Origin of the sequence: Curtobacterium sp. PhB130 (assembly GCF_003755165.1) — a bacterium.
Lineage (GTDB): Bacteria > Actinomycetota > Actinomycetes > Actinomycetales > Microbacteriaceae > Curtobacterium.
The window spans coordinates 55,813-80,992 of record NZ_RKII01000008.1 but is presented as its reverse complement, the minus strand read 5'-3'; the positions used below and the strand labels follow the sequence as shown (position 1 = coordinate 80,992).

The 25,180-nt window shown below is 70.4% G+C and carries 23 protein-coding genes, 1 tRNA gene and 1 pseudogene; 19 read left to right on the top strand and 6 right to left on the bottom strand.

What is annotated here, in order from left to right:
* The 4 genes from EDF24_RS10405 to scpB are packed head-to-tail and all read left to right on the top strand — an operon-like array spanning position 1 to position 3,331.
* Complete coding sequence (locus EDF24_RS10405; protein WP_123702754.1) at positions 1–810, top strand: SseB family protein; 810 nt, start codon at positions 1–3, stop codon at positions 808–810.
* 47 nt (positions 811–857) lie between these two features.
* The gene (locus EDF24_RS10400; RefSeq protein WP_123656408.1) at positions 858–1,736 is read left to right on the top strand and encodes a ParA family protein; all 879 of its coding nucleotides are present in this window, start codon (positions 858–860) and stop codon (positions 1,734–1,736) included.
* Positions 1,720–2,577, top strand: coding sequence for a ScpA family protein (locus EDF24_RS10395; protein WP_123702752.1), 858 nt, complete (start codon positions 1,720–1,722; stop codon positions 2,575–2,577). The genes EDF24_RS10400 and EDF24_RS10395 overlap by 17 nt, the downstream gene beginning before the upstream one ends.
* Positions 2,567–3,331: an SMC-Scp complex subunit ScpB gene (gene scpB, locus EDF24_RS10390; RefSeq protein WP_260233415.1), complete on the top strand. Its 765-nt coding sequence runs from the start codon at positions 2,567–2,569 to the stop codon at positions 3,329–3,331. The genes EDF24_RS10395 and scpB overlap by 11 nt, the downstream gene beginning before the upstream one ends.
* Here scpB and EDF24_RS19370 read toward each other — a convergent pair.
* Positions 3,258–4,499 carry a hypothetical protein gene (locus EDF24_RS19370; RefSeq protein WP_148070875.1) on the bottom strand — a complete coding sequence of 414 codons (1,242 nt, stop codon included), beginning with the start codon at positions 4,497–4,499 and terminating at the stop codon, positions 3,258–3,260. The two genes, scpB and EDF24_RS19370, sit on opposite strands and share 74 nt — an antisense overlap.
* A 198-nt stretch (positions 4,500–4,697) precedes the next feature.
* On the opposite strand from EDF24_RS19370, the gene EDF24_RS19365 reads away from it, so the two are divergent.
* Positions 4,698–5,459 carry a pseudouridine synthase gene (locus tag EDF24_RS19365; protein WP_123703442.1) on the top strand — a complete coding sequence of 254 codons (762 nt, stop codon included), beginning with the start codon at positions 4,698–4,700 and terminating at the stop codon, positions 5,457–5,459.
* Between the two features lie 22 nt (positions 5,460–5,481).
* On the opposite strand, the gene EDF24_RS10380 is transcribed toward EDF24_RS19365, so the two are convergent.
* On the bottom strand, positions 5,482–6,738 hold the full coding sequence (locus EDF24_RS10380) for an NAD(P)/FAD-dependent oxidoreductase (protein ID WP_123702750.1): 1,257 nt from the start codon (positions 6,736–6,738) through the stop codon (positions 5,482–5,484).
* Between the two features lie 92 nt (positions 6,739–6,830).
* On the opposite strand from EDF24_RS10380, the gene EDF24_RS10375 reads away from it, so the two are divergent.
* The 8 genes from EDF24_RS10375 to EDF24_RS10340 all read left to right on the top strand — a co-directional run bounded on the left by EDF24_RS10375 (position 6,831) and on the right by EDF24_RS10340 (position 13,521).
* Positions 6,831–7,517, top strand: coding sequence for a TetR/AcrR family transcriptional regulator (locus EDF24_RS10375; protein ID WP_123702748.1), 687 nt, complete (start codon positions 6,831–6,833; stop codon positions 7,515–7,517).
* 5 nt (positions 7,518–7,522) lie between these two features.
* Positions 7,523–8,638, top strand: a complete 1,116-nt coding sequence (locus EDF24_RS10370) for a prephenate dehydrogenase (protein ID WP_123656466.1) — start codon at positions 7,523–7,525, stop codon at positions 8,636–8,638.
* A 206-nt stretch (positions 8,639–8,844) separates the two neighbouring features.
* On the top strand, positions 8,845–9,498 hold the full coding sequence (gene cmk, locus EDF24_RS10365; protein WP_243698430.1) for a (d)CMP kinase: 654 nt from the start codon (positions 8,845–8,847) through the stop codon (positions 9,496–9,498).
* 35 nt (positions 9,499–9,533) lie between these two features.
* Positions 9,534–11,060 carry a ribosome biogenesis GTPase Der gene (gene der / locus EDF24_RS10360; RefSeq protein ID WP_123656414.1) on the top strand — a complete coding sequence of 509 codons (1,527 nt, stop codon included), beginning with the start codon at positions 9,534–9,536 and terminating at the stop codon, positions 11,058–11,060.
* A 41-nt stretch (positions 11,061–11,101) separates the two neighbouring features.
* Positions 11,102–11,647: a hypothetical protein gene (locus EDF24_RS10355; protein WP_123656415.1), complete on the top strand. Its 546-nt coding sequence runs from the start codon at positions 11,102–11,104 to the stop codon at positions 11,645–11,647.
* A gap of 126 nt (positions 11,648–11,773) precedes the next feature.
* Complete coding sequence (locus EDF24_RS10350) at positions 11,774–12,289, top strand: hypothetical protein (RefSeq protein WP_395867846.1); 516 nt, start codon at positions 11,774–11,776, stop codon at positions 12,287–12,289.
* 9 nt (positions 12,290–12,298) lie between these two features.
* The gene (locus EDF24_RS10345; protein ID WP_123702746.1) at positions 12,299–12,613 is read left to right on the top strand and encodes a hypothetical protein; all 315 of its coding nucleotides are present in this window, start codon (positions 12,299–12,301) and stop codon (positions 12,611–12,613) included.
* A 35-nt stretch (positions 12,614–12,648) separates the two neighbouring features.
* Positions 12,649–13,521 (top strand): oxidoreductase, encoded by an 873-nt coding sequence (locus EDF24_RS10340; RefSeq protein WP_123703440.1) that lies wholly within the window; start codon positions 12,649–12,651, stop codon positions 13,519–13,521.
* A gap of 37 nt (positions 13,522–13,558) precedes the next feature.
* Here the strand turns inward: EDF24_RS10340 and EDF24_RS10335 are convergent, their stop codons facing one another.
* Together EDF24_RS10335 and EDF24_RS10330 are read right to left on the bottom strand one after the other, a co-directional pair.
* Positions 13,559–15,733, bottom strand: a complete 2,175-nt coding sequence (locus EDF24_RS10335; RefSeq protein WP_260233414.1) for an ATP-dependent DNA helicase RecQ — start codon at positions 15,731–15,733, stop codon at positions 13,559–13,561.
* Between the two features lie 66 nt (positions 15,734–15,799).
* Entirely contained in the window at positions 15,800–17,314 is a 1,515-nt protein-coding gene (locus EDF24_RS10330) for a hypothetical protein (RefSeq protein WP_123702744.1), read from the bottom strand.
* A 276-nt stretch (positions 17,315–17,590) separates the two neighbouring features.
* Between EDF24_RS10330 and EDF24_RS10325 the strand changes: the two genes are divergently transcribed.
* Positions 17,591–17,664, top strand: a tRNA-Pro gene (locus EDF24_RS10325).
* A 235-nt stretch (positions 17,665–17,899) separates the two neighbouring features.
* Here EDF24_RS10325 and EDF24_RS10320 read toward each other — a convergent pair.
* The gene (locus EDF24_RS10320; protein WP_260233413.1) at positions 17,900–18,724 is read right to left on the bottom strand and encodes a site-specific integrase; all 825 of its coding nucleotides are present in this window, start codon (positions 18,722–18,724) and stop codon (positions 17,900–17,902) included.
* Here EDF24_RS10320 and EDF24_RS10315 point away from each other — a divergent pair.
* Positions 18,711–18,977: a PQQ-dependent sugar dehydrogenase gene (locus EDF24_RS10315; protein ID WP_260233412.1), complete on the top strand. Its 267-nt coding sequence runs from the start codon at positions 18,711–18,713 to the stop codon at positions 18,975–18,977. The two genes, EDF24_RS10320 and EDF24_RS10315, sit on opposite strands and share 14 nt — an antisense overlap.
* Positions 18,978–19,158: 181 nt before the next feature.
* Here the strand turns inward: EDF24_RS10315 and EDF24_RS19165 are convergent, their stop codons facing one another.
* On the bottom strand, positions 19,159–19,323 hold the full coding sequence (locus EDF24_RS19165) for a hypothetical protein (protein ID WP_185021633.1): 165 nt from the start codon (positions 19,321–19,323) through the stop codon (positions 19,159–19,161).
* A 512-nt stretch (positions 19,324–19,835) separates the two neighbouring features.
* Between EDF24_RS19165 and EDF24_RS10310 the strand changes: the two genes are divergently transcribed.
* The 4 genes and pseudogenes from EDF24_RS10310 to EDF24_RS19630 all read left to right on the top strand — a co-directional run bounded on the left by EDF24_RS10310 (position 19,836) and on the right by EDF24_RS19630 (position 25,159).
* Positions 19,836–20,714: a hypothetical protein gene (locus EDF24_RS10310; RefSeq protein WP_123703433.1), complete on the top strand. Its 879-nt coding sequence runs from the start codon at positions 19,836–19,838 to the stop codon at positions 20,712–20,714.
* Positions 20,715–20,769: 55 nt separating this feature from the next.
* Positions 20,770–24,305 (top strand): annotated as a pseudogene (gene mobF, locus EDF24_RS10305) (MobF family relaxase).
* Between the two features lie 154 nt (positions 24,306–24,459).
* On the top strand, positions 24,460–24,879 hold the full coding sequence (locus EDF24_RS10300) for a hypothetical protein (protein ID WP_260233411.1): 420 nt from the start codon (positions 24,460–24,462) through the stop codon (positions 24,877–24,879).
* Positions 24,809–25,159 carry a helix-turn-helix domain-containing protein gene (locus EDF24_RS19630; RefSeq protein WP_311316798.1) on the top strand — a complete coding sequence of 117 codons (351 nt, stop codon included), beginning with the start codon at positions 24,809–24,811 and terminating at the stop codon, positions 25,157–25,159. The genes EDF24_RS10300 and EDF24_RS19630 overlap by 71 nt, the downstream gene beginning before the upstream one ends.
* The last annotated feature ends 21 nt before the right edge of the window (positions 25,160–25,180 follow it).

Here is a 25,180-nt window from a genome sequence, read left to right as displayed (position 1 = left end):
GTGGCGGGCATCTCGAACGGCCGCGGGGCAGGACCCGACGACACCGACGGCCACGCACACGCCGTGGACTCGGCCGGGTTCCCGTGGGCCGGCCGCACCTTCGACAGCCACGACGACGCGTTCGCGGACGACGACGGACTCGCCGACCCTGCGGTCCTGGCGGCGATCGCGGACCTCGCGGCAGGGAGATCGCAGGGCGCCGTCGTGCGGGCGCTCGGCACCGCCCGGCTGCTGATCCCGCTCGTCGCCGAAGCGGGCGAGGTCGGCGAGACACCCGACGGTCGCCTCGTCGACAAGACCCAGGAGCTCTCCATCGTCACGGTCGCCGGTCCCGACGGGCGCACGGTGATGCCGGCGTTCACCTCGGTCGCCGCGATGCAGGCCTGGGACGCCACCGCGCGGCCGATCCCGGTCGAATCGCGTCGTGTCGCGATGGCGGCGGCGAGCGAGGACACCCAGCTCGTCGTCCTCGACCCGACCTCGCCGAGCGAGTTCGTCCTGCGTCGCCCCGCGGTGTGGGCGCTCGGCCAGGACCTCCCGTGGACGCCGTGCTTCGAGGACACCGCGGTCGCTGCGGCCTTCGCGGCCTCCGTCGAGGGGGAGCGGAGCGTCGCTCGCGTCGAGCTGGAACCCGGCGACCCGCTCGGGCGCTTCGCGGGCCCGGAACTGACGGTCGGTCTCGCCCTGCACCCGGGGCTCGATCGTGCCCAGGTCGGGGAGCTCGTCGGACGCCTGCAGCAGCGGTGGTCGACGGACGCGGCCATCGCGGAGCGCGTGGACAGCATGCGCGTCGCATTGCGCGCAGCCTGACCCGCGTCGCGCGTGGGTCAGCGCGGGTGCGCCGGTACGATGGCCCGGTGAGCACCAACCCGACGACCCAGCCCGGCACCGGCGAGACCACGTACGGTCCGACCGGCCGGCCCGTTCGGGCATTCCCCGTGCCGGAGGAGCTCGACGGTCACGGCCCCGCCCGCATCATCGCGCTCTGCAACCAGAAGGGCGGCGTCGGCAAGACCACGACGTCGATCAACCTCGGAGCGGCGCTCGCGGAGTACGGCCGCAAGGTCCTCGCCGTCGACTTCGACCCGCAGGGCGCGCTGTCCGCCGGCCTCGGTGTCCGGACCCACGACATCCCCACGGTCTACGACCTGCTCATGGGCTCCATCAAGGACCCGAACCAGGTCATCCAGCCGACGAACACCCCGTACCTCGACGTCATCCCGGCGAACATCGACCTCTCCGCGGCCGAGGTCCACCTCGTGAACGAGGTCGCCCGCGAGCAGATCCTGGCGAGCGTCCTCCGCAAGGTCGCCGGCGACTACGACGTCATCCTCGTGGACTGCCAGCCGTCGCTCGGGCTCCTCACCGTGAACGCGCTCACCGCCGCACACGGGGTGCTCATCCCGCTCGAGTGCGAGTTCTTCGCCCTCCGCGGTGTGGCGCTCCTCATCGAGACCATCGACAAGGTGCGCGACCGGCTCAACCCCGCGCTGAAGCTCGACGGCATCCTCGCCACCATGTACGACTCGCGGACGCTGCACTCGCGGGAAGTCATGGAGCGAGTGGTCGACACCTTCGACGACCGGGTGCTCGACACCGTCATCGGTCGCACCGTGAAGTTCCCCGACGCCACGGTGTCGGCGCGCCCCATCACGCAGACCGCTCCGGACCACGCTGCGGCGCACTCCTACCGGCAGCTCGCACGAGAGCTCGTCCAGCGTGGCGCCGTCGCCTGACCTCACTGCGGCCGGGTCCGGTTCCGGGTCGGGCACGTCCGACACGCCGGGATTCCGGGTCCGGCTCACGAACTTCGACGGACCGTTCGACCTCCTGCTCTCGCTCATCACGAAGCACGAGATGGACATCACCGAGGTCGCGCTCGGCGTCGTCACCGGCGAGTTCATCGCCTACGTCCGCCAGGCCGAGTCCGCCGAGGAACTCGACGAGGCGAGCGAGTTCCTGGTCGTCGCCGCGACCCTCCTCGACCTGAAGATCGTCGGGCTCCTGCCGCAGGGCGAACTCGTCGACGCGGAGGACGTCGCGCTCCTCGAAGCCCGTGACCTGCTCTTCGCCCGACTCCTGCAGTACCGGGCGTTCAAGCAGGCAGCGGACTGGTTCGGGTCGCGGTGGACGACCGAGTCGCGCCGTCACGTCCGGAGGGTCCGGCTCGAGGAACGCTTCCGCGCCACGACCCCGGAACTCGTCTGGACGCTCTCCGTGCAGGACTTCGCCGCGCTCGCCGCGCTGGCGTTCGCACCGCGGGAGATCCCGACCGTCGGACTCGACCACCTGCACGCCCCGCTCGTGAGCATCCGGGAGCAAGCAGCCGTCGTCGTGTCGATCCTCCGCACCCGCGCCGCAGAGGGCGCCCCGGACGTCTCGTTCCGTGAACTGGTCGCCGGCGTCGACATGACGGGTATCGTGGTGGCTCGTTTCCTCGCGATCCTCGAGCTCTACCGGAACGCGTCGATCACCTTCGAGCAGGACGAGCCGCTCGGGGAACTCACCCTGCGGTGGACCGCGGAGCACTGGACCGACGAGAGCCTCGCCAACCTTGGAGCCGACTATGACGGATGACGTCCACGACGTCTCCAGCGCCGAACCCGGTGGCGCCGAGGAGATCGGCGACGCACGGGCGATCGAGGAGTCGATGCGCGCGCACGCCGCCGCGGCGTCCGCGTCTCCATCCACGTCCGCAGCCGCAGCCGCAGCCGCAGCCGCAGCCGCAGCCGCAGCCGCAGTGCCGGCGCCCGCGTCGGAGGCGCCCGTCGACCGACAGCTCGAGGCGATCCTGATGATCGCGGACGAGCCGCAGTCGCTCGTCGCACTCGGCACGGCGGTCGGTGCGCCCGTGCCCGTCGTGCGGCAGGCCATCGAGCGCCTCGTCGCGGACTTCGACGGCGTCGACGGCACCATCCGCCGCGGGTTCGAACTCCGCGAGGTCGGCGGCGGCTGGCGGTTCTACGTCCGAGCCGACCTCGACGCCGTGGTCGAACAGTTCGTCGAGGCCGAGCGGCCCTCCCGGCTGTCCCAGGCCGCACTCGAGACGCTGGCCGTCGTCGCCTACAAGCAGCCGATCACCCGCTCCCAGATCGCATCGATCCGGGCCGTCAACGTCGACGGGGTCGTCCGGACCCTGGTGGCGCGCGGGCTCATCGAGGAGTCGTTCACCGACTCCGAGACCGGCGCCATCAACTACGTCACATCCGATCTGCTCCTGCAGCAGCTCGGCATCAACTCGCTCGAGGAACTGCCGCTCATCTCGCCGCTCTTGGAAGACGGCGCTGACGGTTTCGAGCAGAACGAAGGGATCCCCGATGGCCGCGTATGAGGACGGACGACATGGCGACGCCGGTCGCGGGGGTGCTGGGCGTGGAGACGCGGGCCGCTCCGGCGGCGGACGGTCTGGAGGCTCGGGTCGCCCGGGCGGGTCGGATCGCGGTGGGTACGGGGCGCGTTCCGGTGGCTCGGACCGTGGTGGCTCGGACCGCGGTGGGTACGGGCGTCGCGATGACGACCGCGGTGGCCGCTCCGGTGGCGCTGACCGCGGTGGGTACGGTGCACGTTCCGGCGGCTCGGACCGTGGCGGCTCCGACCGCGGCGGGTACGGGCGTCGCGATGACGACCGCGGTGGCCGCTCCGGTGGTGCGGATCGCGGTGGCTACGGCAGCCGTCCCGGCGCTGGCGACCGAGGTGGGTACACCAGCCGTCCCGGTGGCGACCGTTCGGGTGGGGCCGACCGCGGTGGCTACGGCAACCGTCCCGGTGGCGACCGTTCCGGTGGGGCGGATCGCGGTGGCTACGGCAACCGCACCGGCGGCGACCGTCCGCACGGCCAGCGGGACGACCGCGCGCCGAGCCGGCGGGACGACGACCGGGGGGCTCCTCGTCGTGACGACCGTGGGTACGGCCGCCGCGATGACGACCGGGGTGCCCCGCGCCGCGATGACCGGGGTGCTCCCCGTCGTGACGACCGTGGGTACGGCCGACGCGATGACGACCGCGGCGCTCCGCGTCGGGATGACCGGGGTGCTCCCCGCCGTGACGACCGTGGGTACGGCCGCCGTGACGATGACCGCAGCGCGCCCCGCCGTGACGACCGTGGGTACGGCCGACGCGACGATGACCGCAGCGCGCCCCGCCGCGACGACGGCGGGTTCGTCCGCCGGGACGACCGCGGTGCCCCGCGCCGCGACGACCGTGGGTTCGTCCGCCACGACGACAGCCGCCACGACACCCGTGGCACGGGCCCGCGTGGGACCGACCGCCGTGACGACCGCACCGATCGCCGCGACGACCGTTCGGGCGACCGGCGCGATGACCGCGGGTACGGCCGCCGCGACGGCGAGGGACGCCCGGCTCCGACCGGCGACCGCCGCGTGGACCGCCCCCGGTGGAACAACGCCGACCGCGACCAGCGCGACCGTGAGCAGCGTGGGCGCGGCGACGACCGTCGGAGCACCCAGTCCCGCGACGGCGAGGCGAGCCGCGTGTGGCACAACGGGCGCCGGTACGTCGGCGGGACGGCCACCGTCCGGAACCGTGACCGTGGCACCACCCCGCGTCCCGAAGGGCAGCGAGACGGCAACGGCACTCCGCTCGAGGGCACGCCGGAACGCCCGATCATCCCCGACTGGGACGCAGCGGAGGGCGCCGCAGCCCCGGCCGAGCCGGAGGGTGAGCGCCTCCAGAAGGTGATGGCCGCCGCCGGAGTGGCATCGCGCCGCGTGGCGGAGAACCTCATCGCCGAGGGCCGCGTCAGCGTCAACGGCGAGGTCGTCGAGGCGCTCGGGCGTCGCGTGGACCCGGAGAAGGACGCGATCGCGGTCGACGGAGTCCCCGTGCAGGTCGACACGACCCGGCGGTACGTGCTCCTCAACAAGCCGACCGGTGTCGTCTCGAGCATGCTCGACGAGCGCGGCCGAGCCGACCTGTCGCAGTTCGTCGACAAGTTCGAGGAGCGCCTCTTCAACGTCGGGCGCCTGGACGCCGAGACGTCCGGCCTGCTGCTGCTGACGAACGACGGCGCGCTCGCCCACGTGCTCGCGCACCCGTCGTTCGGCGTGACGAAGACCTACATCGCGAAGGTCGCCGGGAACGTGTCGCCGGCCACCGTGCAGGTCCTGCTCGACGGCGTGGACCTGGAGGACGGCCCGATCGCCGCGGACAAGGTCCGGCTGCTCGAGTCGTCCCGCGGGGAGTCGCTCGTCGAGCTGACGCTGCACTCCGGGCGCAACCGCATCGTCCGCCGCATGCTCGACGCGGTCGGGCACCCGGTGAACGAGCTGGTCCGCCGCTCGTTCGGTCCGCTGCACCTCGGGAGCCTGCCGAGCGGGCGGACCCGGGAGGTGAACGGCGTCGAGCTCGGCAAGCTGCTCGGCATCGCGCGTGGCGCGACGTCCGAAGCCGCCGAGCGCGGCACCGCGGCGAACGAGACCGCCGAGGAGTCGAGCGACTGACCCCGCTGCGGCACGGCGTGGACTACTCGCGTCGTGCCGCACGGTACTCGTCCGCTCCCGCACGCCAGCGTTCGGCTTCGACGTCGAAGTCCGGGACGCCGTCGAGGTCGGGGCCACCGGCGGCGAAGTGCTCCACGATCGCGGCGTTGGCGCCCGCACCGATCGATGCACCACGGTCGATCATCGTCTGCTCGTAGGCACGGATCGCGTCGTCGAGGTCGGTGCCGTCCCGCAGCGCCAGGATGATCGCACGCGCGAGTTCCGCACCGTCGAGCATCGCCAGGTTCACCCCGTTGCCGCCGAACGGCGACATCACGTGCGCGGCGTCCCCGAGCAGCGTGACGCCGGGGACGTGCTCCCACGCCATCGGCGTCGGGAGCGCCATGATCGGGCGGTTCGGCAGCGTCCCTTCGCTCTCGTCGACGATGCGGAGCAGGTCGGGCGAGAAGTCTGCGAACCGTGACCGGATCTCGGCCCGGACGCGCTCGGTGTCCGTCCGCTGGGTCGCGTTCGCATCGAGGGACGGGCTGCCAGCGAGCAGCCCACCGCGCCCGTCCGCGACGCCGAGGCCGGCTTCGGCGAGCCAGTCGAGCGGCACGCGCATGCCCAGGTACCCCCGGACGACGTCGTCGCTGTTCCGCTGCAGGATCATCGAGCGGCCGTCGCCGTTCACCCAGAGGTGGCCGTCGCCGACGAGCCGTGCGATGTGCGGGTGCGCCGTCGACACCGACGAGAAGACGACCTCCACGAAGCTGACCCCGGTGTACCGGGGGAGTGCGTCGGTCAGGGCTGAACGGACGCGGGACCACGCCCCGTCGGCACCGATCACGACGTCGGCCGAAGCCCCGTCGGCATCGGCGAAGCGCAGACCGCGCGAGCCGCCGCGGACTTCCGTGAGCCGGTGCCCCCAGCGGATCGTGCCCGGGCGGAGCGAGTCGGCGAGCAGCGTGCGGAGCTGCGCGCGGTCGATCTCCGGTGCCGCGAACTCGTCCGGCGCAGCCAGGTGCTCCATCAGCACGGCGCCGTCCGGCGCCGCCATCCGCTTCGACTGGCCTTCGGGGCGGGCGAGCGCGATGAACTCGTCGAGGAGCTCGGCGTCCTCGATCGCGATCTGCCCGCTGTCCGCGTGGAGGTCGAGCGTGCCGCCCTGCGTCCGGGAGGACAGCGACGCGTCGGCGTCGTACACGGTGACGTCCACACCGGCGAGCTGCAGGACGCGGGCGCAGAGGAGTCCTCCGGGGCCGGCGCCGATGACGGCGATGCGGGGCTGCGGGTTCATGAGGTCTCCTGTCGACGCTGTCTGCCGAACGATCGTTCGGTCAGGAGGAACGGTACCTCCCGAACGATCGTTCGGCAAGTAGACTCAGCACCGTGACCGACAGCACCCCGACCCGACGCCCGGGCAGCGAGACCCGCGCGGAGATCCTCCGCGTCGCCCTCGAGCTCTTCACGAGCCGGGGGTTCGAAGGCACCTCGATCCGGGACATCTCCGAAGCGCTCGGGGTCACGAAGTCGTCGCTCTACTACCACTTCGCCAGCAAGGAAGCGATCCTCCGTGCGCTCCTCGACGACCGTCGCAGCGAGCTCGACGAACTCCTCGCGTGGATCGACGACCAGCCGCCGGCCCCGGACCTGCTGCAGCGTGCGGCGCTCCGGTGGGTGGACTCGACGTCGGCCGGACGGATCCGCGGGATGCGCTTCGCCCACGCCAACCGCCCGATGATGCACAAGCTCGCGACCGAGGGCGGTGACATCCGCTCCTGGTTCGACGAGGTGGTGGAACGGCTCGTCCCGGCAGACGCCCCGTGGACCGAGAAGCTCCGCGCGCGCATGGCCTTCGACACCGTGAGCGCCGCGCTCTTCGCCGCCCTCGGGACCGACGCGCCCCAGGACGAGGTCATCGCCACCGCCCGCGCCGCGACGCTCGCCCTCACCCGACCAGGAGCCACCACCCGATCGGGAGCCACCACCCGATCGGGAGCAACCACCCCACCAGGAGCAACCAACCGACCGACGCCGACCGACAGCACGGGGCCGGTCGATAGGCTTACGCGGTGACCGACATGAGCCAGCACGACACGACCGCCGAGGTCGACCGTCGGGTCCGCGGGCCCGTCCGCGTCGTCGGTGCCGGTCTGCTCGGCGCCTCGATCGGGCTCGGCCTCCGGCAGAAGGGGGTCGAGGTGATCCTCGACGACGTCTCACCGGCCGCACTGGCACTCGCCGTCGACTACGGCGCCGGGCGCCGTCCGGCCGAGGGCGACGCGCCGGAGCTCATCGTGGTGGCGGTCCCGCCGGACGTCACCGCGCAGGTCGTGGAGCGTGAGCTCGCGGCCTACCCCGACGCCGTGGTCACGGACGTCGCCAGCGTGAAGTCCGTGCCGCTCGAGCGGCTCCGCGCCGCCGGTGCCGACGTCTCCCGGTACATCGGGTCCCACCCGATGGCCGGCCGGGAACGCAGCGGCCCGACGGCGGCCAGGGCGGACCTGTTCATCGGCCGTCCCTGGGTGATCGCAGGGCACGACGCGATCACGTACCGGCGCGCCGCCGTGGTCGAGGACCTCGCCCTCGACCTCGAGGCGACGGTCATCCAGATGGAGCCGGAGCCCCACGACCGTGCGGTCGCGATGATGTCCCACGTCCCGCAGCTCGTCTCGACCCTGATGGCGTCGCGCCTGCAGGACGCACCCGAAGCGGCGCTCGAACTCGCGGGCGGCGGTGTCCGTGACGTCACGCGCGTGGCGTCGAGCGACCCGGGGCTCTGGGTGCAGATCATCGGTGCGAACGCCGCCCACATCCGACCGGTGCTCGCCGACCTGCGCGACGAGCTCACCCGCGTCATCGACGCACTCGCGGACCCCGAGGCCCCCGGTGCGCCCCGCACGATCGCCGAGACGATCGCGTCGGGCAACCGCGGTGTCGAGCGCCTCCCCGGCAAGCACGGCACCACCAAGCGCTTCGCCCAGGTCGTCGTCCTCGTCGACGACCGACCCGGGCAGATCGCCGAACTCATGACGACCATCGGTGAGATCGGCATCAACCTCGAGGACCTGCGCCTCGAGCACTCACCGGGCGCACCGATCGGCATCGTCGAGGTGTCGGTCGTCCCCGAGCAGGAACAGCGACTCGTCGAGGAACTCGAGAGCCGCGGATGGAGGATCGCAGCAGCATGGGCCTGAACCCCGACCAGATGCACGACGAGTCCGGCGTGACCGGCGGCCCGGACAGCCCCGACACGGGTCTCCCGACGCCGGGGGACCAGCCCGGGCCGGCAACGGGGAGCGCCGGCAGCGGTGGCGCCGACGGCCAGGGCGGCGGCGAGCCCGGTCTCACCCGTGACCCGCTGCCGTCCGGCCTCGCCGACGGCGCGTACGTCGCCAAGTTCGTGATCGCCGTCGACGGCCCCGCTGGGAGCGGCAAGTCCAGCGTCTCCCGGGCAGCTGCCCGTGCGCTCGGCTTCGGCTACCAGGACACCGGCGCCGCCTACCGGGCGCTCGCCTGGCACGCGCTGCAGCTCGGCGTCGACCTCGACGACGCGAGCGCGATCCTGGCCAGCTGGGACACGTTCGAGTACGAGATCGGCACCGACCCCGACGCGTACTTCGTCCGGGTCGGCGGCACCGACGTGACCGACGCGATCCGCACCCCCGAGGTGACCGGAGCAGTGGCGCACATCGCGAAGCTCCCCGAGGTCCGCGAACGCCTCGTGCAGCTCTTCCGGAACGTGATGCGGAAGGCCGACGCGCGGGGCATCATCACCGAGGGTCGCGACATCACGACGGTCGTCGCACCCGACGCCGAGGTCCGGATCCTCCTGACCGCCGACGAGCAGGTTAGAATGGCTCGGCGCTCGGCAGAGGTCACGACCCAGTCGGCCGCCGAGACCTCGGCAGCACTCGCCCGACGAGACGCCGCCGACGCGAAGGTCGTCGACTTCATGAACGCCGCTGACGGTGTCACGACGCTCGACTCCACCGACCTCGACTTCGACCAGACCGTCCAGGCGGTCGTCGACCTGGCCCGCACGGCCGGGCACTGACACGCGACCACACGGTCGCCGGCAAGGAAACCACCATGGCGCAACTGGACAACGGACCAGAGCACGACGACTTCCCGGAGTACGACGACTCCCTGGGTGAGCGGATCGCGAGCCTCGACGAATCCGAGGCAGAGCAGCGGGCGACCGCGCTCCGCGCCGGGCTCGAGGACTACGAGCTCGACGAGGAAGACGTCGCCCTCCTCGAAGCCGGCACCCTCGGCGAGGACGGCATCGCCTACCTCCCCGCGCTGCCGGTCCTGGCGATCGTCGGTCGCCCGAACGTCGGCAAGTCCGCGCTCGTGAACCGCATCCTCGGTCGCCGCGAAGCCGTCGTGCAGGACGTCCCCGGCGTCACGCGCGACCGCGTCAGCTACAAGGCCGACTGGAACGACAAGCGGTTCACCCTCGTCGACACCGGCGGGTGGGAGCCGGACGCCAAGGGCATCAACGCGTCCGTGGCGCTCCAGGCGGAGGTCGCGATCGACCTCGCCGACGCCGTGCTGTTCGTCGTCGACGTCACGGTGGGCATCACCGCGACCGACGAGCACGTCGTGAAGATGCTCCGCGGCACCGACAAGCCCGTGATCGTCGTGGCGAACAAGGCCGACGACGACCGCCGCGACCTCGAGGCCTTCGCGCTCTGGAACCTCGGGCTCGGCGAGCCGCACCCCGTCTCGGCGCTCCACGGCCGTGGCGTCGCGGACCTCCTCGACCTCATCATCGCGACCCTCCCCGACGTCTCCGCCGTCGCGAAGCAGGAGATCGGTGGCCCGCGCCGCGTCGCGATCCTCGGTCGCCCGAACGTCGGCAAGAGCTCGCTGCTCAACAAGGCCGCCGGTGAAGAGCGCGTCGTCGTGAACGAGCTCGCCGGCACCACCCGTGACCCGGTCGACGAGCAGGTCGAGCTCGGCGGCCGTGTCTGGCGCTTCGTCGACACCGCCGGCATCCGCAAGCGCGTGCACCTCCAGCAGGGCGCGGACTTCTACGCCTCGCTCCGCACCACGGCCGCCCTCGAGAAGGCCGAGGTCGCGGTCGTCGTCCTCGACGTCACCGAGCCCGTCTCCGTGCAGGACCTCCGCATCATCGACCTCGTCCTCGAGTCGGGTCGCGCCCTGGTCCTCGCGTACAACAAGTGGGACCTCCTCGACGACGAGCGCCGTCGCTACCTCGAGCGCGAGATCGAGCAGGACCTGGCGCACGTCGCCTGGGCGCCCCGCGTCAACATCTCGGCACGCACCGGTCGTCACCTCGAGAAGCTCGTCCCGGCCCTCGAGACCGCGCTCGAGTCGTGGGACACCCGCATCCCGACGGGCAAGGTCAACGCCTTCATCGCCGAGCTCGTGCAGGAGCACCCGCACCCGGTCCGCGGTGGCCGTCAGCCGCGCATCCTGTTCGGCACGCAGGCCGCGAGCCAGCCGCCGACGTTCGTGCTCTTCACGACGCAGTTCCTCGACCCGCAGTACCGCCGGTTCATCACCAGGCGTCTGCGCGAGGTCTGGGGCTTCGCCGGCACGCCGATCACCGTGAACATGCGCGTGCGCGAGCGCCGGAAGCGCACCTGATCCACCAGCGCGGGTGACGTGCACGGGCGTACGCTCCGTGCATGTCACCCGGGCACGGGCCCACGCCGAACGGCTGGGCAGCAATCGGAGCGGTCAGCGTCGCGATCATCGCCGCGCTGTGCTTCTGGTTGCTCGCGCCGCCTCCGGTCGCGCACACGACCGTCGGCCGGGCGCCGGTCAACGCGGTGGCGACGCTGCCCCCGCTCGACGAGCCCTGGTACCGCACCGGGTTGCCCGTCGACGGCACGATCGTCTCGATCGGCGTGCACACCACCGGGCACGTGACCGTCACCCGGTCCGGCGCGCGGTCGATCCGCGTGACGATCACGGGTTTCACGACCGACATCGCGACGGCCGACATCCGCGTGCAGCTCACCGGCGGTGACGTCGTCGGCACCGGGCAGCGTGCGCGGTGGATCCCGGACGGCGACCCCGTCGAGATCGGGGTGATCCCGCACGGCGCCACCTCGGCCGTGATCGACGTCGGCATCCCGCAGATCCTGCCGGACGAGGTGCACTCGCTCGTCGTCCTCGACTGGAACACGACCACCATCCTGGGTGGTGCCGAGCTCCTGCCAGGCCGCTGACGGCCCCGGAACCGCGCACGGGACGGACGCGACCAGCGCTGGCGACGCGTGTCCAGCCTCCTGGCCGTCGTTCCGGACTGGAGGCTCGTGGTCCGCCGGGTGCGCCGGATACGGCACCATGGACGGGTGACGCAGCAGACCCTGGCCGACCGGATGTGGTGCCGCCTGCGGCTCGACCGGCTGGCCGGCGGCCGAGCGGGCGGGTACGTGATCCGTGAGTCGATGCTCGAGCACCCGGACACCGTGCGGTCCTTCCGCTGGATCCGGTGGTTGCTCGTCGCCGAGACCGTCGTCGGACTCGCCGCGATCGTCATCGCGATCGTCCTCACGCACGCGGGCCAGACCATCCCGTGGGCGGTCTGGTTCCGGGCGACCGTCGTGCTCCTCATCACCCTGACCCTCTACGTCTTCGCGTGGCGTGCGCAGCTCGGCTACTACTGGGCGTACCAGCGACTCCGGTTGTTCAGCCGGATCTTCCCCGTCGTGACGCTCGTCATCGCGGCGATCCCGAACCTGTACCCGTTCTGGATGGTCGTCGAGCAGATCGTGTTCTCCGTGCTCATGATCGGCATCGGTGACGTGCTCACCTCGGACCACATGCGCACGACGTTCCCGAAGCCCGCACGGCCCACCGCTCCGTAGGATCGGTCCATGGCGATCATCCTCGGCGTGCGGTTCCGGCCGGACGACCTCCCGCGGTTCGCGGGTGAGCTCTTCGCGTCCGTGGTGGCCGGTGGGGCGCTGCCGGCTGCGACCGCGGAGGCGATCGCCGCACTCGCGGAGTCCGGTGGCGGCGCGGTCGACGTCGAGGCGTTCGACGCTGCGGAGTTGCTGGCGTACGTGCTCGCGGTCGTCGATGCCGAGGCACGCCTGCCCGACGGCGCCTTCACCGAGCACGTCCACCCGGGTGAGCGACGCACACGCGTCGAGGAAGCCGTGCGACGACTGGTGGGGTACCGGGCCTGACCGTCCCCGCCGGCGTGCGGAGCATCGTGGACGCCATGACGAACACGACGCTCCCCGGCGGTGCCTTCCGCCTCGCCGACGACCTCGAACTCACCCGTGTCGGGTACGGCGCGATGCAGCTCACCGGACCGCACGTCTTCGGCCCACCCGCCGACCGCGACGAGGCGATCCGGGTGCTCCGGACCGTCGTGGAACTCGGCATCACGCACATCGACACCTCGGACTACTACGGGCCGTACGTCACGAACGAGCTCATCCGCGAGGCCCTCTCGCCGTACCCGGCCGACCTCCGCATCGTGACGAAGGTCGGCGCGCGACGCGACGAGCGGGGCGGGTGGCCGAACGCCCGGGAGCCGCACGAACTCGTCGAACAGGTGCACGGCAACCTCCGGAACCTGGGCGTCGAGCGGCTCGACGTGGTGAACCTCCGGATGGGCGGCTTCGACGCGCCCGAACCCGGGTCCATCGCGCCGCAGTTCGAGGCGCTCGCCGAGCTGCAGCAGCAGGGACTCATCAACCACCTCGGTGTGTCGACGGTCACCGCGGAGCAGCTGGCGGAGGCCCAGTCCATCGCCCCGGTGGTCTGCGTGCAGAACCTCTACAACGTGGCCCGCCGGGAGGACGACGCACTCGTGGACCTGACGGCGGAGCAGGGAATCGCGTTCGTGCCGTACTTCCCGCTCGGCGGCTTCTCGCCGATCCAGTCGTCCGCGCTCGACGCCGTCGCAGCGCGGCTCGAGGTGTCCCGGCTGACGGTCGCACTCGCCTGGTTGCTGCAGCGCTCGCCGAACATCCTGCTCATCCCGGGGACGTCGTCCGTGGCGCACCTGCGGGACAACGTGGCGTCGGCGGGGTTCACCCTGCCGGACGACGCCCTGGCGGAACTGGACGCGATCGGCGCCGAGTAGGCGCCGCCCGGACCCTTCGGCTGGAACCCGCGCGCGGCTACGCCACGGTCGCGAGGGCGAACGGCAGCACCGCTGACGCCCCCGCACGCCGGAGTTCCCGGCCGGCGACGGTCATCGTCCACCGGCTGTCGACCAGGTCGTCGACGAGCAGCACCGGCCCGTCGTGCGACTGCAGCGCCGCCGACAGTTCGGGGCCGACCGCGAACGTCTCCCACACGCCGGACAGGCGGTAGGCGCTGTTCGTCGCGCCGTCCCCGCGCGGTACCCCACCGTCGCGGTCGAGCGTCCCGAGGAACTCGAGCTTGCCGATCGACGACAGCGCCTGCGCCAGCGACGCGACGAGCTGCGGCCGTGACCGCGAGGACATCGCCACGACGCCGGTCGGCCGGGTCTCCCACGGCCAGTCCCGCAGCGCGCGGATGCACCCGTCGAGGAGTTCCCGCGACACCGGCGCGTCGGGGACCCCCGGTGCGAAGAGCGCCCGGAGCGGCCCGCCCCACCCGAGGTCGGTCAGGCGTGCGACGGCGCGGCCGGGCGCGACCACCTCACCGGGCGCGAGCTTGCCGCGGACGGGGACGTCGAGCGCGGACATGCCCGACGGCCACTGGGCGCGCGGGGCGATCTCCACCCCGACCTTGTCGAGCGCCGAGGCGGCACCGGCGGTGGCGCCGTCGGGGACGTCGACCGGGTACCAGACCCCGGCGCAGTTGTCGCAGCGCCCACACGGTTCGGCCGAGGGGTCGTCGAGGTCCTGCTGCAGGAGCTGCATGCGGCACGCGGAGGTCGACTCGTAGTCGAGCATCGACGCCGCTTCTGCCGCCCGGGCAGCGGCGACACGCTCGTACCGCACGGAGTCGTACTCCCACGGCTGCCCGGTGGACACCCACCCGCCGGCGACCCGGCGGACGGCACCGTCCACGTCGAGCACCTTGAGCAGGAGTTCGAGTGTGGACCGCTTGATGTCGACGAGCCCTTCGAGCGCGACGGTCGACAGGGCGCTGTCCGTGGAGAGCGCTCCGAGCACCGCGGTGGCGCGTGCGGACGTCGGCATCGAGGCGCTGGCGAAGTACTTCCAGATCTCCTGGTCTTCGTACCCGGGGAGCAGGACGACGTCGGCGTTGTCGGTGGCACGCCCCGCGCGCCCGATCTGCTGGTAGTAGGCGACGGGGGAGGACGGCGCACCGACGTGCACCACGAACCCGAGGTCGGGCTTGTCGAACCCCATCCCGAGCGCACTGGTGGCGACGAGCGCCTTCAGCTCGTTCCCCTTGAGCTGCTGCTCCAGCTGTTCACGCTCGTCGGTGTCGGTGCGGCCGGTGTACGCGCGGACGGCGTAGCCGCTCTCCCGCAGGAGTCGGGCGATGTCCTCGGCCGCGGAGACCGTCAGCGTGTAGATGATGCCGCTGCCGGGCAGGTCGCCGAGGTGCGCGAGGAGCCACCCCAGGCGCGCGCGGGCGTCGGGCAGGGTCAGGACACCGAGCCGCAGGGAGGCCCGTGCGAGCGACCCGCGGATGGTGAACACCGGGTCGGACGGGCCGGCGGTGAGCTGCTCGGCGACGTCCTCGACCACGCGCTCGTTCGCGGTCGCGGTGGTGGCGAGGACGGGCACGCCGTGCGGCAGGGAGCGGATGAGCTCGGCGAGCCGGCGGTAGTCCGGCCGGAAGTCGTGGCCCCAGTCGGAGATGCAGTGCGCTTCGTCGACGACGAGCATCCCCATCCTGGCGATGAGCGACGGGAGTTGTTCGTCGCGGAACTTCGGGTTGTTCAGCCGCTCGGGGGAGACGAGGAGCACGTCGATCTCGTCGCGCGCGAGCTTCGCCTGGGTCTCCGTCCACTCGTGTGCGTTCGCGGAGTTGATCGACACGGCGCGGACCCCGGCCCGCGCGGCCGCCGCGACCTGGTCCCGCATGAGCGCGAGGAGCGGCGAGACGAGGACCGTCGGCCCACCGCCGCGACGACGCAGGAGCAGGGTCGCGAGGAAGTACACCGCGGACTTGCCCCACCCGGTGCGCTGCACGACGAGGGCGCGCTGCCGGTGCTCCACCAGAGCGGAGATCGCCTCGAGCTGGCCGGGGTGGAAGGCCGCGTCCGGGCGGCCGGTGAGCGCCGCGAGGGCCTCCTGCGCTTCCGCAGCGATCTCCGCCGACGGCGGAGCCGCGGCGGGTGCCGGGGCCGGGACGGACGGGACGGAGCCGAGCGCGGGGGTGGACATGACCCCATGCTGTCAGGACCGTCCGACGAAACCGGCACCGGGCCTCCAGGCTGTGGAGAACTCGCGCTACTGGTACGTGACCAGCGACGGCGTCGGCGCCACCTCGTCCATGGTCTGGGACGGGGAGAGCATCGGCTGGTCTTCGTCGAAGAAGTTCTTCCACCCCCAGTGCACGCCCGCCGGGGCATCGGCGTGCAGCGCCTTCCACGTGGCCTGCTTGTCGGGCTGCGAGCCCTGGCCGTCCGCGTGGATGAGCAGATCGAGCTCCGGATGGGACCGCAACGCGGACCGGTCCTGGATCATCGACAGCCGGAACTGGTGCAGGACCAGGGCCTTCGGCGGCAGGCCCTCCGACCGGACCAGCGACGCGAGCCAGTCCGAGACCTGGTTCACCTCGGTGGCGCTGACGCTCCCGATCTGCTCCAGCGGGACCTGGTCCGGCCCGAGTCGCCACTCCGGGTCGAGCGCGAGCCAGACCCCCGGCCGCTCCAGGAGCGACTCGTAGCGCTTCGCCTGCGACAGGAAGTCGGAGCGCCCGGGCTGCAGGTCGATGATCACCGGCATGCCGGCGTCGTGCGCGGCATCGACGTAGGGTTCGAGGGCGGAGACCGGCAGCTCGCTCGAGTAGTCCCCGTCCGCCCCGGCGCTGCCCGCCGCGACGGTCGCGATGAGCTCGAACGCGGGCGTGACCGGCTCGTCCGACACGCTGTCGTAGGACGCCGCGAGCTGCTTCGTCCGCGCCACCGACGCGGCCGGGTCCTGCTCGCCGAGGACGCCGAGTGCCGGCGCGCCCGGTGCGCCGTACGTCGCGACGTACCGGTGCCCGTCGAACGGCCGCTGGCCACCGTGCGGCAGCTGCCACCCGCTCTCCGCCGCGCGGACCGTCCACGTCGGGTCACCGAGGTCCGCGAACGCGGACCCGACCAGGACCGTCGGCGACGACCGGTGCGCGTGGAGCGCTTTGAGGACGTCGGGTGCGGCCGCCGGGTCGGTCACGCCCTCCGGCATGGTCACCACGTGCGCACCCGCCGCCGTCGCCGTCCCGACGACCGCAGCGTCGGCCGTCCTGTCCGCCACCACCACGGTCGCCGGCCGGGAGGCCCGGGTCGTCGCCGCAGCGGTCGTCGCGTCCGGCGCGGCGCGGCGCTCGAGCCCGGTGTCGACCTCGACGTCGCCCTCGGCCTGGTACCAGCGGGCGTCGAGGCGGTCGAGTTCCTTGCCGACGGCCGCGCCCTTCGTGTCCTCCGCGTTTTTCGTGCCCTTCGTGTCCTTCGTGTCCTTCGTGTCCGTCAGCAGGACGGGGACGTGGGCGGTGCGGGCGGCGCTCGCCGCGTGGCGGATCGCCTCGGCGTCGTCCGACGGTGCGACGACCGCCCCGGGAGCGCTGGCGAAGAGCGCGCGACTCGCCCGGATCGACCGCGCGGCCGGATCCGGCTCGGCGGCGACGGTCACGGTGTCGGACGGTGCCTTCGTCAGCGTCGGGCGGGCGGTGTCGGGTGCGGAACCACTGCATCCGGCGACACCGACCACGAGGCCGGTGACCGCGAGCGCGAGGAGGGCACGGGCGGGTCGGGAACGCATCGGGCCACCCTAGGGGAGGCGCGCTGGGCGGGTGGTGGCCGTGGTGGCCGCCCTGCCGCAGGCGGGAACGATCGAGTGCGCAGACGTCGTGCTCCAGGTGGCCGCACACCCACAACGTCTGCGCACTCGACCGGCGCGGGGCGGGTGCGCGCGGGTGGCGCGGTAGGGGTCCTGCGTCCGCTATGCTGGTCGGGCTGCTCCGCGCTCGGTCGGGTGCGGGTGGCGAAGTCCTCCGGGGCTTCGAGTTCGCAAGGACTCAGAGTTCGCAAGGACTCGCGGGCTGTGGCGCAGCTTGGTAGCGCACTTGACTGGGGGTCAAGGGGTCGCAGGTTCAAATCCTGTCAGCCCGACAAAAAGCCCTGGTGAGAGGCAACTTTCACCAGGGCTTTGTCGTTTCTGGGGGTGGTCACTGGCTGGTCCACTGGCTCGATCTGCCCGAGCCGCGCGCTGCTGAAGTGGACCAATCCCGTTCGGCCTGGTCGCCAGTGAAGTGCACCAGAAGGTGCCCGTCGAGTGGACCAGAATCCGCGCAGGGCGATGCTCCGGCCTCTTCTGAAGGGGTCGGAGCACGGGTTCCGCGGGCGGTCACAGGCGGGGTCCGTCGCGGCGGGTGGTGTCCCTTCTGGTGGGGGAAGCGGAGAGGAACTGGTTGGCCTGTCGGGCGGCTTCGGCGAGGTGCCGGTGGTCGGGGTGGAGGTACCCCTTGGTGGTCTCGATCGACTGGTGTCCGAGGATCTCTTGGAGCACGTGCAAGGCGATGCCGGCGTCGGCCATCCAGGTCGCTCCGGTGTGCCGCAGGCCGTGCCGGGTGAGGTTGCCGAAGCCGAGCTGTCCTACGAGGTCGTCCCAGTGGGTTGCATCGCGGACGGTGGCGGTGGTGAGGACGCCGCCGCGCGGCCCGCGCAGGAGCGGGTCATCGAGCTCCTTGCCGTCGGTGAGACGTTCGAGGATGGTTTCGAGCGCTTCGAGCATCGGGACTGGGCGGTCTCTGCGGCCTTTGGTCTGTTTGATGACGAGGCCGCCTTTGCCGGGGTAGTGCTGGCGTCTGATCCAGACGATGCGGTTGTCCCAGTCCACGTCCCCGGCCCGGAGCCCTGCGACTTCGGAGCCGCGGGCTGCGAGGAGAGCGGCGAGCATGACGTGATCGGAGTAGGACTGGTGCACCTGCCCGCAGGCGTCGGCGAGCTTCCTCAGTGTGGCGAGATCCGGGAGCGCGTACTGGCGCAGCGCCCCAGTGGCATGGGTGACGTGCTTGCCGAGATTGCGCCTCGCCCGGTGCTTGGCGGGGTTGATCGAGATGATGTCGTCGCGGACGGCTTCGTCCAGGACCCGGACGAGTGGCGCGGTGGAGTTCTTGATCGTCGAGGCGGAGTGCTGGGTCTCCCAGGTGTCGATGGTGCGATCGATCATCCCGGCGGTGATCTTGGCGACTCGAATGTGCCCGAGCGCCGGCAAGACGACCTGGCGCGACTCGTTCCTGATCGGTGGCCTCACTCGGCAGTCCCTCATCCGCGTGACTGTCGACCAAGCGGGGCACGCGCAACAGGTCGACCGCTGGAACATGGGAGCCCGCATTTGCAACGTCGTCGTGGCCGATGACGGCACCGTATGGATGCTGGAGGACGAAGACCGCGGGCGGCTACTCGAGCTGACACCGCGATGAGCACGCCGACCCCTCACTCGACGGCGTGCTCGGTGCCCGGCCGTTCAGGCTGCTGAGCCACAAGACCGATCAGTTGGGCCACGAGCCCTTCTCGAAGGTTGTCCCGGAACGACGCGAACGAGTCGGTGACGCCCATCTCCCGACTCACCGCCGCGACCACCTCAGTCGGGCGGGCGTGGGGTCACAGCCCGGCCGTGACCACGAAGGCGGCGCCTGCGAACTGATGTGATGCGGCATCAGACACGGCCGGGACGGTCTCTCGGATGAGAGCGGCCAGTCGATTGCTGTTCTCGGCGGCTCGGGTCTTGAAGTCACGGGCGAACTCGATACGGATGTCGCGCTCCAAGTCTCATCGAGGGCGAACTCCTCCACAGCGACGTAGCCGGAGAACAGCGATCCCACGCGCAGTCTTCTATCGACAGTGTCGTTCGGTTCGCGCATGAGGACTCCGGCAGATCGGTGATCCTCGGTCGAAGCGCTTCCTACCGGGCTGGTCACCTGCCAGGTGCACAACCGCTTCCCGCCGATGAGCCGCCGAGAGCTCTCCAGCACCGCGCCGACACGACGCTTCGCGCACCCCTCACCCGAGCCAGCCGAGCCAGCACGCCTCTTGCAGGTCGAGGGGCGGCACCCGTGCCGGAGAATGGGGGCATGTCTGAATCCTGTGCCTTCTGTGGGTCGGTGGGCCCCCTGACCCGCGAGCATGTTTTCGGTCAGTGGGTGAGTAGGACTGGCTTGGATCTCGCTCCGATGCGTCATCACGCGGGCCCGTTGAATGCTCTGCCGCGCGACATGGGTGAGCAGCCCCCATTCCGGCAGACGGTGAAGAACTTCTGCGCCTCGTGCAACAACGGGTGGATGAGCAACCTCGAAACGGTCGCGCAGCGAGCGTTGACCCCGCTGATCCTTGACGAGCCCGGAACGATCGCGCTGGAAGATCAAGCGGCGATCGCAACGTGGGTACAGAAGACCGCGCTGACCGCGATGCTCCTCTCCAGCAAGGAGCAGCGGGAAAATGGCTATGGGCTCGCCCCGACGGAGTACAGGGCACTCTACGAGCGCCGCGAGCTGGTGCAACCGCTGGATTTCAGCCAGTTCTGGGTAGGCCGATTCGAGGGAGTCCAGGGATTCTCGGCTGTACGAGTAACGCCACTGACAGTTCGCATCCCAGACTTTCCCGAGCCGCCGCTGCCCCAGGGCTACGCGATGACGATCGTCCTCGGAGCGCTCCTCCTGCACGGCGTGCGGTTCACCACTCCAGGCTTTCAGGTGGACACGAAGACGGAGCTGGGGATGCCACCGTTGTGGCCATCGGAAACGTCGGTGATGTGGCCAGCCGGACAGACGTGCACAGAGAAGTCTCTGCTCGCTCTCGCCGACGGCGGGACGTTGCGCGCAACGGGTGGCGAGGTGCGACTACGACCCTGGTCCCACGCAGCTCACCTCCCGCAGAGCGCCTTCGAGAACGGTGCAATCAAAGTCCCCGCGCTGTGCCGCAAGCACGAGATCTACTACCCCGAGGCGCTATTGCAAGAAGCACACCAGGGACGGTTCTACGCATTCATGACTTCGTGCGAGTGCAGCGCCTATCTGATCCATACGGACTCTGACCGCATCCGCTTCCGAGCCGCGGGCGAGCCGGAAGGCATCGCCGCCATGTATGCCGACCTAGTTGGGGACGAGTTCCTAATCGAGGACCAGATCGGGGAGTTCGCCTGCAAGAGGCTGCCCGCCTAACACGACCCCGCAGCGCTGAGCAGGGTAAGCGCACCTGCTGCGTGTGACGGTCTCGATGCGAGTGATGTCCGCCGGTGACGGCTACAAGTACCTCCTGCGCACGGTCGCCGCCGCAGACGGCGACAGATCGTTTTCTACGCCATTGACTCGCTACTACGCCGAAGCCGGAACCCCACCGGGTCGATGGCTCGGGTCGGGCGTCGCGTCCCTCGGGAGCGGCCAGCTCGCAGTAGGTGATCGAGTGTCCGAGGCGCAACTCCAGCTCCTGATGGGGATGGGCCGCGACCCGATTTCCGGAGATCCCCTCGGGTTAGCGTTCCCGGCCTACAAGTCCGCCTCAGAGCGGATCGAGGAGCGGATCTCGGGCCTCGACCCGGGCATGTCTCCTGGCGCGTTGGGAGATGCGGTCGCGGAGATAGAGGCGGAGGAGACCGAGCGCGGGACGCGGCGGGCCGTGGCGGGATTCGACTTCACCTTCTCAGTTCCGAAGTCTGCATCCGCGTTGTGGGCGGTCGCGGATGCAGGGACGCAGGCGTTGATAGGGGAGACGCACCACGCGGCAGTTGCGGAGGTAGTTGCGTTCATGGAACGCGAGGTTGCAGCTACTCGCACCGGCGCAACCGCCGGAGACGGAGCCGTTGCGCAGGTCGATGTCACGGGACTGGTTGCGACGGCCTTCGATGACTTCGACTCCCGCGCTGGTGATCCCCATCTGCACACTCACGTCGTCATCTCCAATAAGGTCCAGACCGCTCTCGACGGGAAGTGGCGGAGCCTCGATGGGCGTCCGATGCACGCAGCCGTCGTCGCGCTATCCGAGTTGCACGAGGCAGTGTTCGCCGACCACATGACCCGCACATTCGGTGTCGAGTGGGAAGCGCGTGACAGGGGTCGTGACCGCAATCCCGCGTGGGCGATCAGCGGTGTGCCGGAAGAGTTGGTGGCCGAGTTCTCGACTCGCGCCCGGCACATCGATACCGAGACCGACCGCCTCATCGCCGACTACGTGAGCAAACACGGTCGCAGGCCACCCCCGGCGACAATCCTGAAGCTGCGCGCCCAAGCAACCCTCTCCACACGGCCCGGCAAAGAGGTCCGGTCGCTGGCTGACCTCACTGTCGAATGGCGATCGCGCGCCACCAATGTTCTCGGTCGGGACGCCACTACGTGGGCACGCAACCTCACGAACAACAACGGCTCGCTCCTGCTGCGCGCCGACGATGTGCCGCTGGAGGCGATCGAAGGGCTCGGTACCGCTGTAGTCGAGGTTGTCGGCGAGAAGCGGTCGACCTGGCGGCGATGGAATCTGATGGCCGAGGCCTCGCGTCAGACGATGCGTTGGCGCTTCGCGTCCATGCAGGATCGAGAGGCGATCGTCGGGATGATTGCTGACGCTGCCGAACAGGCGTCGCTGCGGCTGACCCCACCGGACCTTGCCACCAGTCCGGCGGCATTCCGTCGTGTCAACGGAACCAGCGTGTTCCGGCCCAAGCACTCGACCGTGTTCTCCTCCGAGCTGTTGCTGGCCGCCGAAAACCGACTGGTCGACCGCTCTCGCACGCTGACGGCACCCGCTGTCTCGGTGGGCTCGGTCGAGAAGATCACCTCTCGCCCCGACGCCGAGGGCCGGATGCTAAGTGAGGACCAGGCCGACGCGCTCATGAAGATTGCCGTCTCTGGCCGGGTGCTCGACGTACTGGTCGGCCCCGCCGGCGCGGGCAAGACGACGGCCATGAATGCCCTGCGTCGTGCGTGGGAAGTCGAGCACGGGACAGGGTCCGTCGTCGGACTCGCGCCTTCCGCTGTGGCCGCGCAAGTGCTGGCAGACGATCTCGGCATTCAGGCCGAGAACACGGCGAAATGGTGGCAGAACCACCTCGTGCACGAGACCTCGTTTGATGCAGGTCAGCTCGTCATCATCGACGAGGCGTCGCTGGCCGGCACCTTATCCTTAGATCGGATCACGCACCTGGCTGAGCGGGCAGGAGCGAAGGTGTTGCTGGTCGGCGATTTCGCCCAGCTCCAGTCCGTAGACGCAGGCGGCGCGTTCAATCTCTTGGTGGCCGGCCGGGACGATGCGCCGGAGCTGGTTGACGTCCACCGCTTCACGAACGGGTGGGAGAAGACCGCATCACTCGCGTTACGTCACGGACGCACGGCAGTGATTGGCACCTACCTCGATCATGACCGCATCCGAAGCGGTGAGGCCGACCTGATGACCGATGCCGCCTACTCGGCCTGGCGAGCTGACAGAGATTCAGGACTGGCATCGGTGCTGGTCGCGGAGACCCGCGACCAGGCGACCGCGCTCAACACCCGCGCCCGCGCAGACCTCATTCTCGACGGCACCTTGATGCCAGGCCCAGAAGTCGAACTCGCTGACGGAACGATGGCGGGCGCGGGGGACACGATCATCACCCGCCGCAACGACCGCAGGCTGCGCAACGGCAAAGACTGGGTCCGCAACGGCGACACCTGGGCCATCAAGGACGTCCGCGACGACGGCTCGGTCACCATCCGCCGAACTGGACGCCGCTTCGGCGCGGCGATCGTGCTCCCGGCTGCTTACGTTGCCGAGCACGTTGACCTCGGCTACGCAGTCACGGCCCATCGCGCACAGGGCATCACCACCGACACCGCGCACGTCCTGGTGGAGCCGACCACGACGAGGGAGAACTTCTACGTCTCGATGACCCGCGGCAAGCGTTCCAACCACGCCTATGTGGTCCTCGACCGAGTCGACGAGGGCCACGCCGCCCCGCACCCGGGCGATAACCCGGACGCCACGGCACGTTCCGTGCTTTACGGCGTCCTGCAACACGTCGGCGCCGAGCTGTCCGCGAACGAGACCATCACCAACGAACAGGAACAGTGGGGCTCGGTCGCCCAGCTCGCCGCGGAGTACGAGACCATCGCGGCGGCCGCTCAACGCGACCGCTGGGCCACTCTCATCCACGACTCCTCACCGAAGAACAGGCAAGCGCTGCCATCGACTCCGATGCGTTCGGGGCTCTGACTGCCGAGCTACGCCGGGCCGAGGCAAACCATCACGACCTCGACCGCTTGCTCCCGCGTCTCGTGGCCGCGCGGGGATTCGGTGACGCCGACGACATCGCCTCGGTCCTCCACCACCGGGTGGCGCGGGCGACCGCACGGCCGGCACGCTCCGGCCGCGTACGCGAGGCGCCGCGGCTGATCGCAGGACTTGTTCCCGCTGCGAGCGGTCCCATGGCCGACGACATGCGCCAAGCACTCGACGAACGACGTGACCTGACCGAAAAGCGAGTCGATGCCGTGCTCGACAGCGCCCTCAACCAAGGAGCCATGTGGACGAAAGCTCTCGGCTCGCCACCTCGCCCGGAGGCAAAGCGACACGCCTGGCTCAGGAATGCCCGCATCGTGGCCGCCTACCGCGACCGATATGGCGTCACCGACGAAACTCCTCTCGGCCCCACCCCGGTGGCGACCGCGCAGAAGATCGATGCCGCCCGTGCGAAGGTGGCGCTCGACGGGGCACGTAGTGTCACAGCCGGCCGGGAAGAGGCGCCGGGGCGGCAACGTGGACGCGAGCCGCTGGGCCGTTCGTTCTGATCGCCGGCCCTTCCCGGTGTTGCGGCGAAGTCGTATCGTAGATGTCGAGGCGGTCTCTATATTGGCGCTGTCGCTCCTCGCGACAGTATGACCTTGCCCGGCAACGGGCGGTCCTTTCAGGTTCTTGTCGCCGAACCCTTGAAGAGGACTGTCCATGTTCCGACTCATCTGGGCCCTTAGCGTCCGCACCCGGTACTTCCTGCGCCGCTACATGCCCACCAACATCCTGCTCGACGCAATCCGCACCAGGCGCGGCCTGCGATGGGGAGTCCCAGTGATGGTGCTGGCGATCCCGTACCTGTACGCCGCGAGCATCTGCGCGCAGCTCGCCGAGGACGGCGGTCCCGGGTGGCTGCACCTCTTGGTGCTTCTGTTCATCTGGAACGCGCTCAAGATGGCCTGGATCGGGCCGATGTCGGTCTTCGAACTCCTCAGAGTTCGGATCGTGAAGCGACGCGAAAACCACAGCCGGCTGCCTGAGGTCGAGCAGCTCGACGCGTCGAATGGGTCGGTGTCGTTACCTGACGCTGGACCGACCGCGACTACGGAGACTGCGTCTCGCGGCTCAATTTGACCTCATCTCAGCGTGCTTCGCCAGACCGAGCCCTCGCCCTGGTAGCGTGAACTTACGACCCGCCAGAGGAGATTACGGGAAGATGGCAGAAGAGCACGAAATCCTGACAGCGGAGGAAGCCGCAGCTTTGCTCCGCGTCAGTAGCAAGACTCTTCTGTCCCTTGCGCGCAACGGAGCGCTCCCTGGGGAAAAGGTAGGGCGCGCTTGGCGATTCCTGAAGAGTGACGTCCTCGCCTATGTCAGAGGAGACAAGGACACTAAGGCGCGTGAGGAGCAGTGACTGTGCAGATTGAGACCGCCC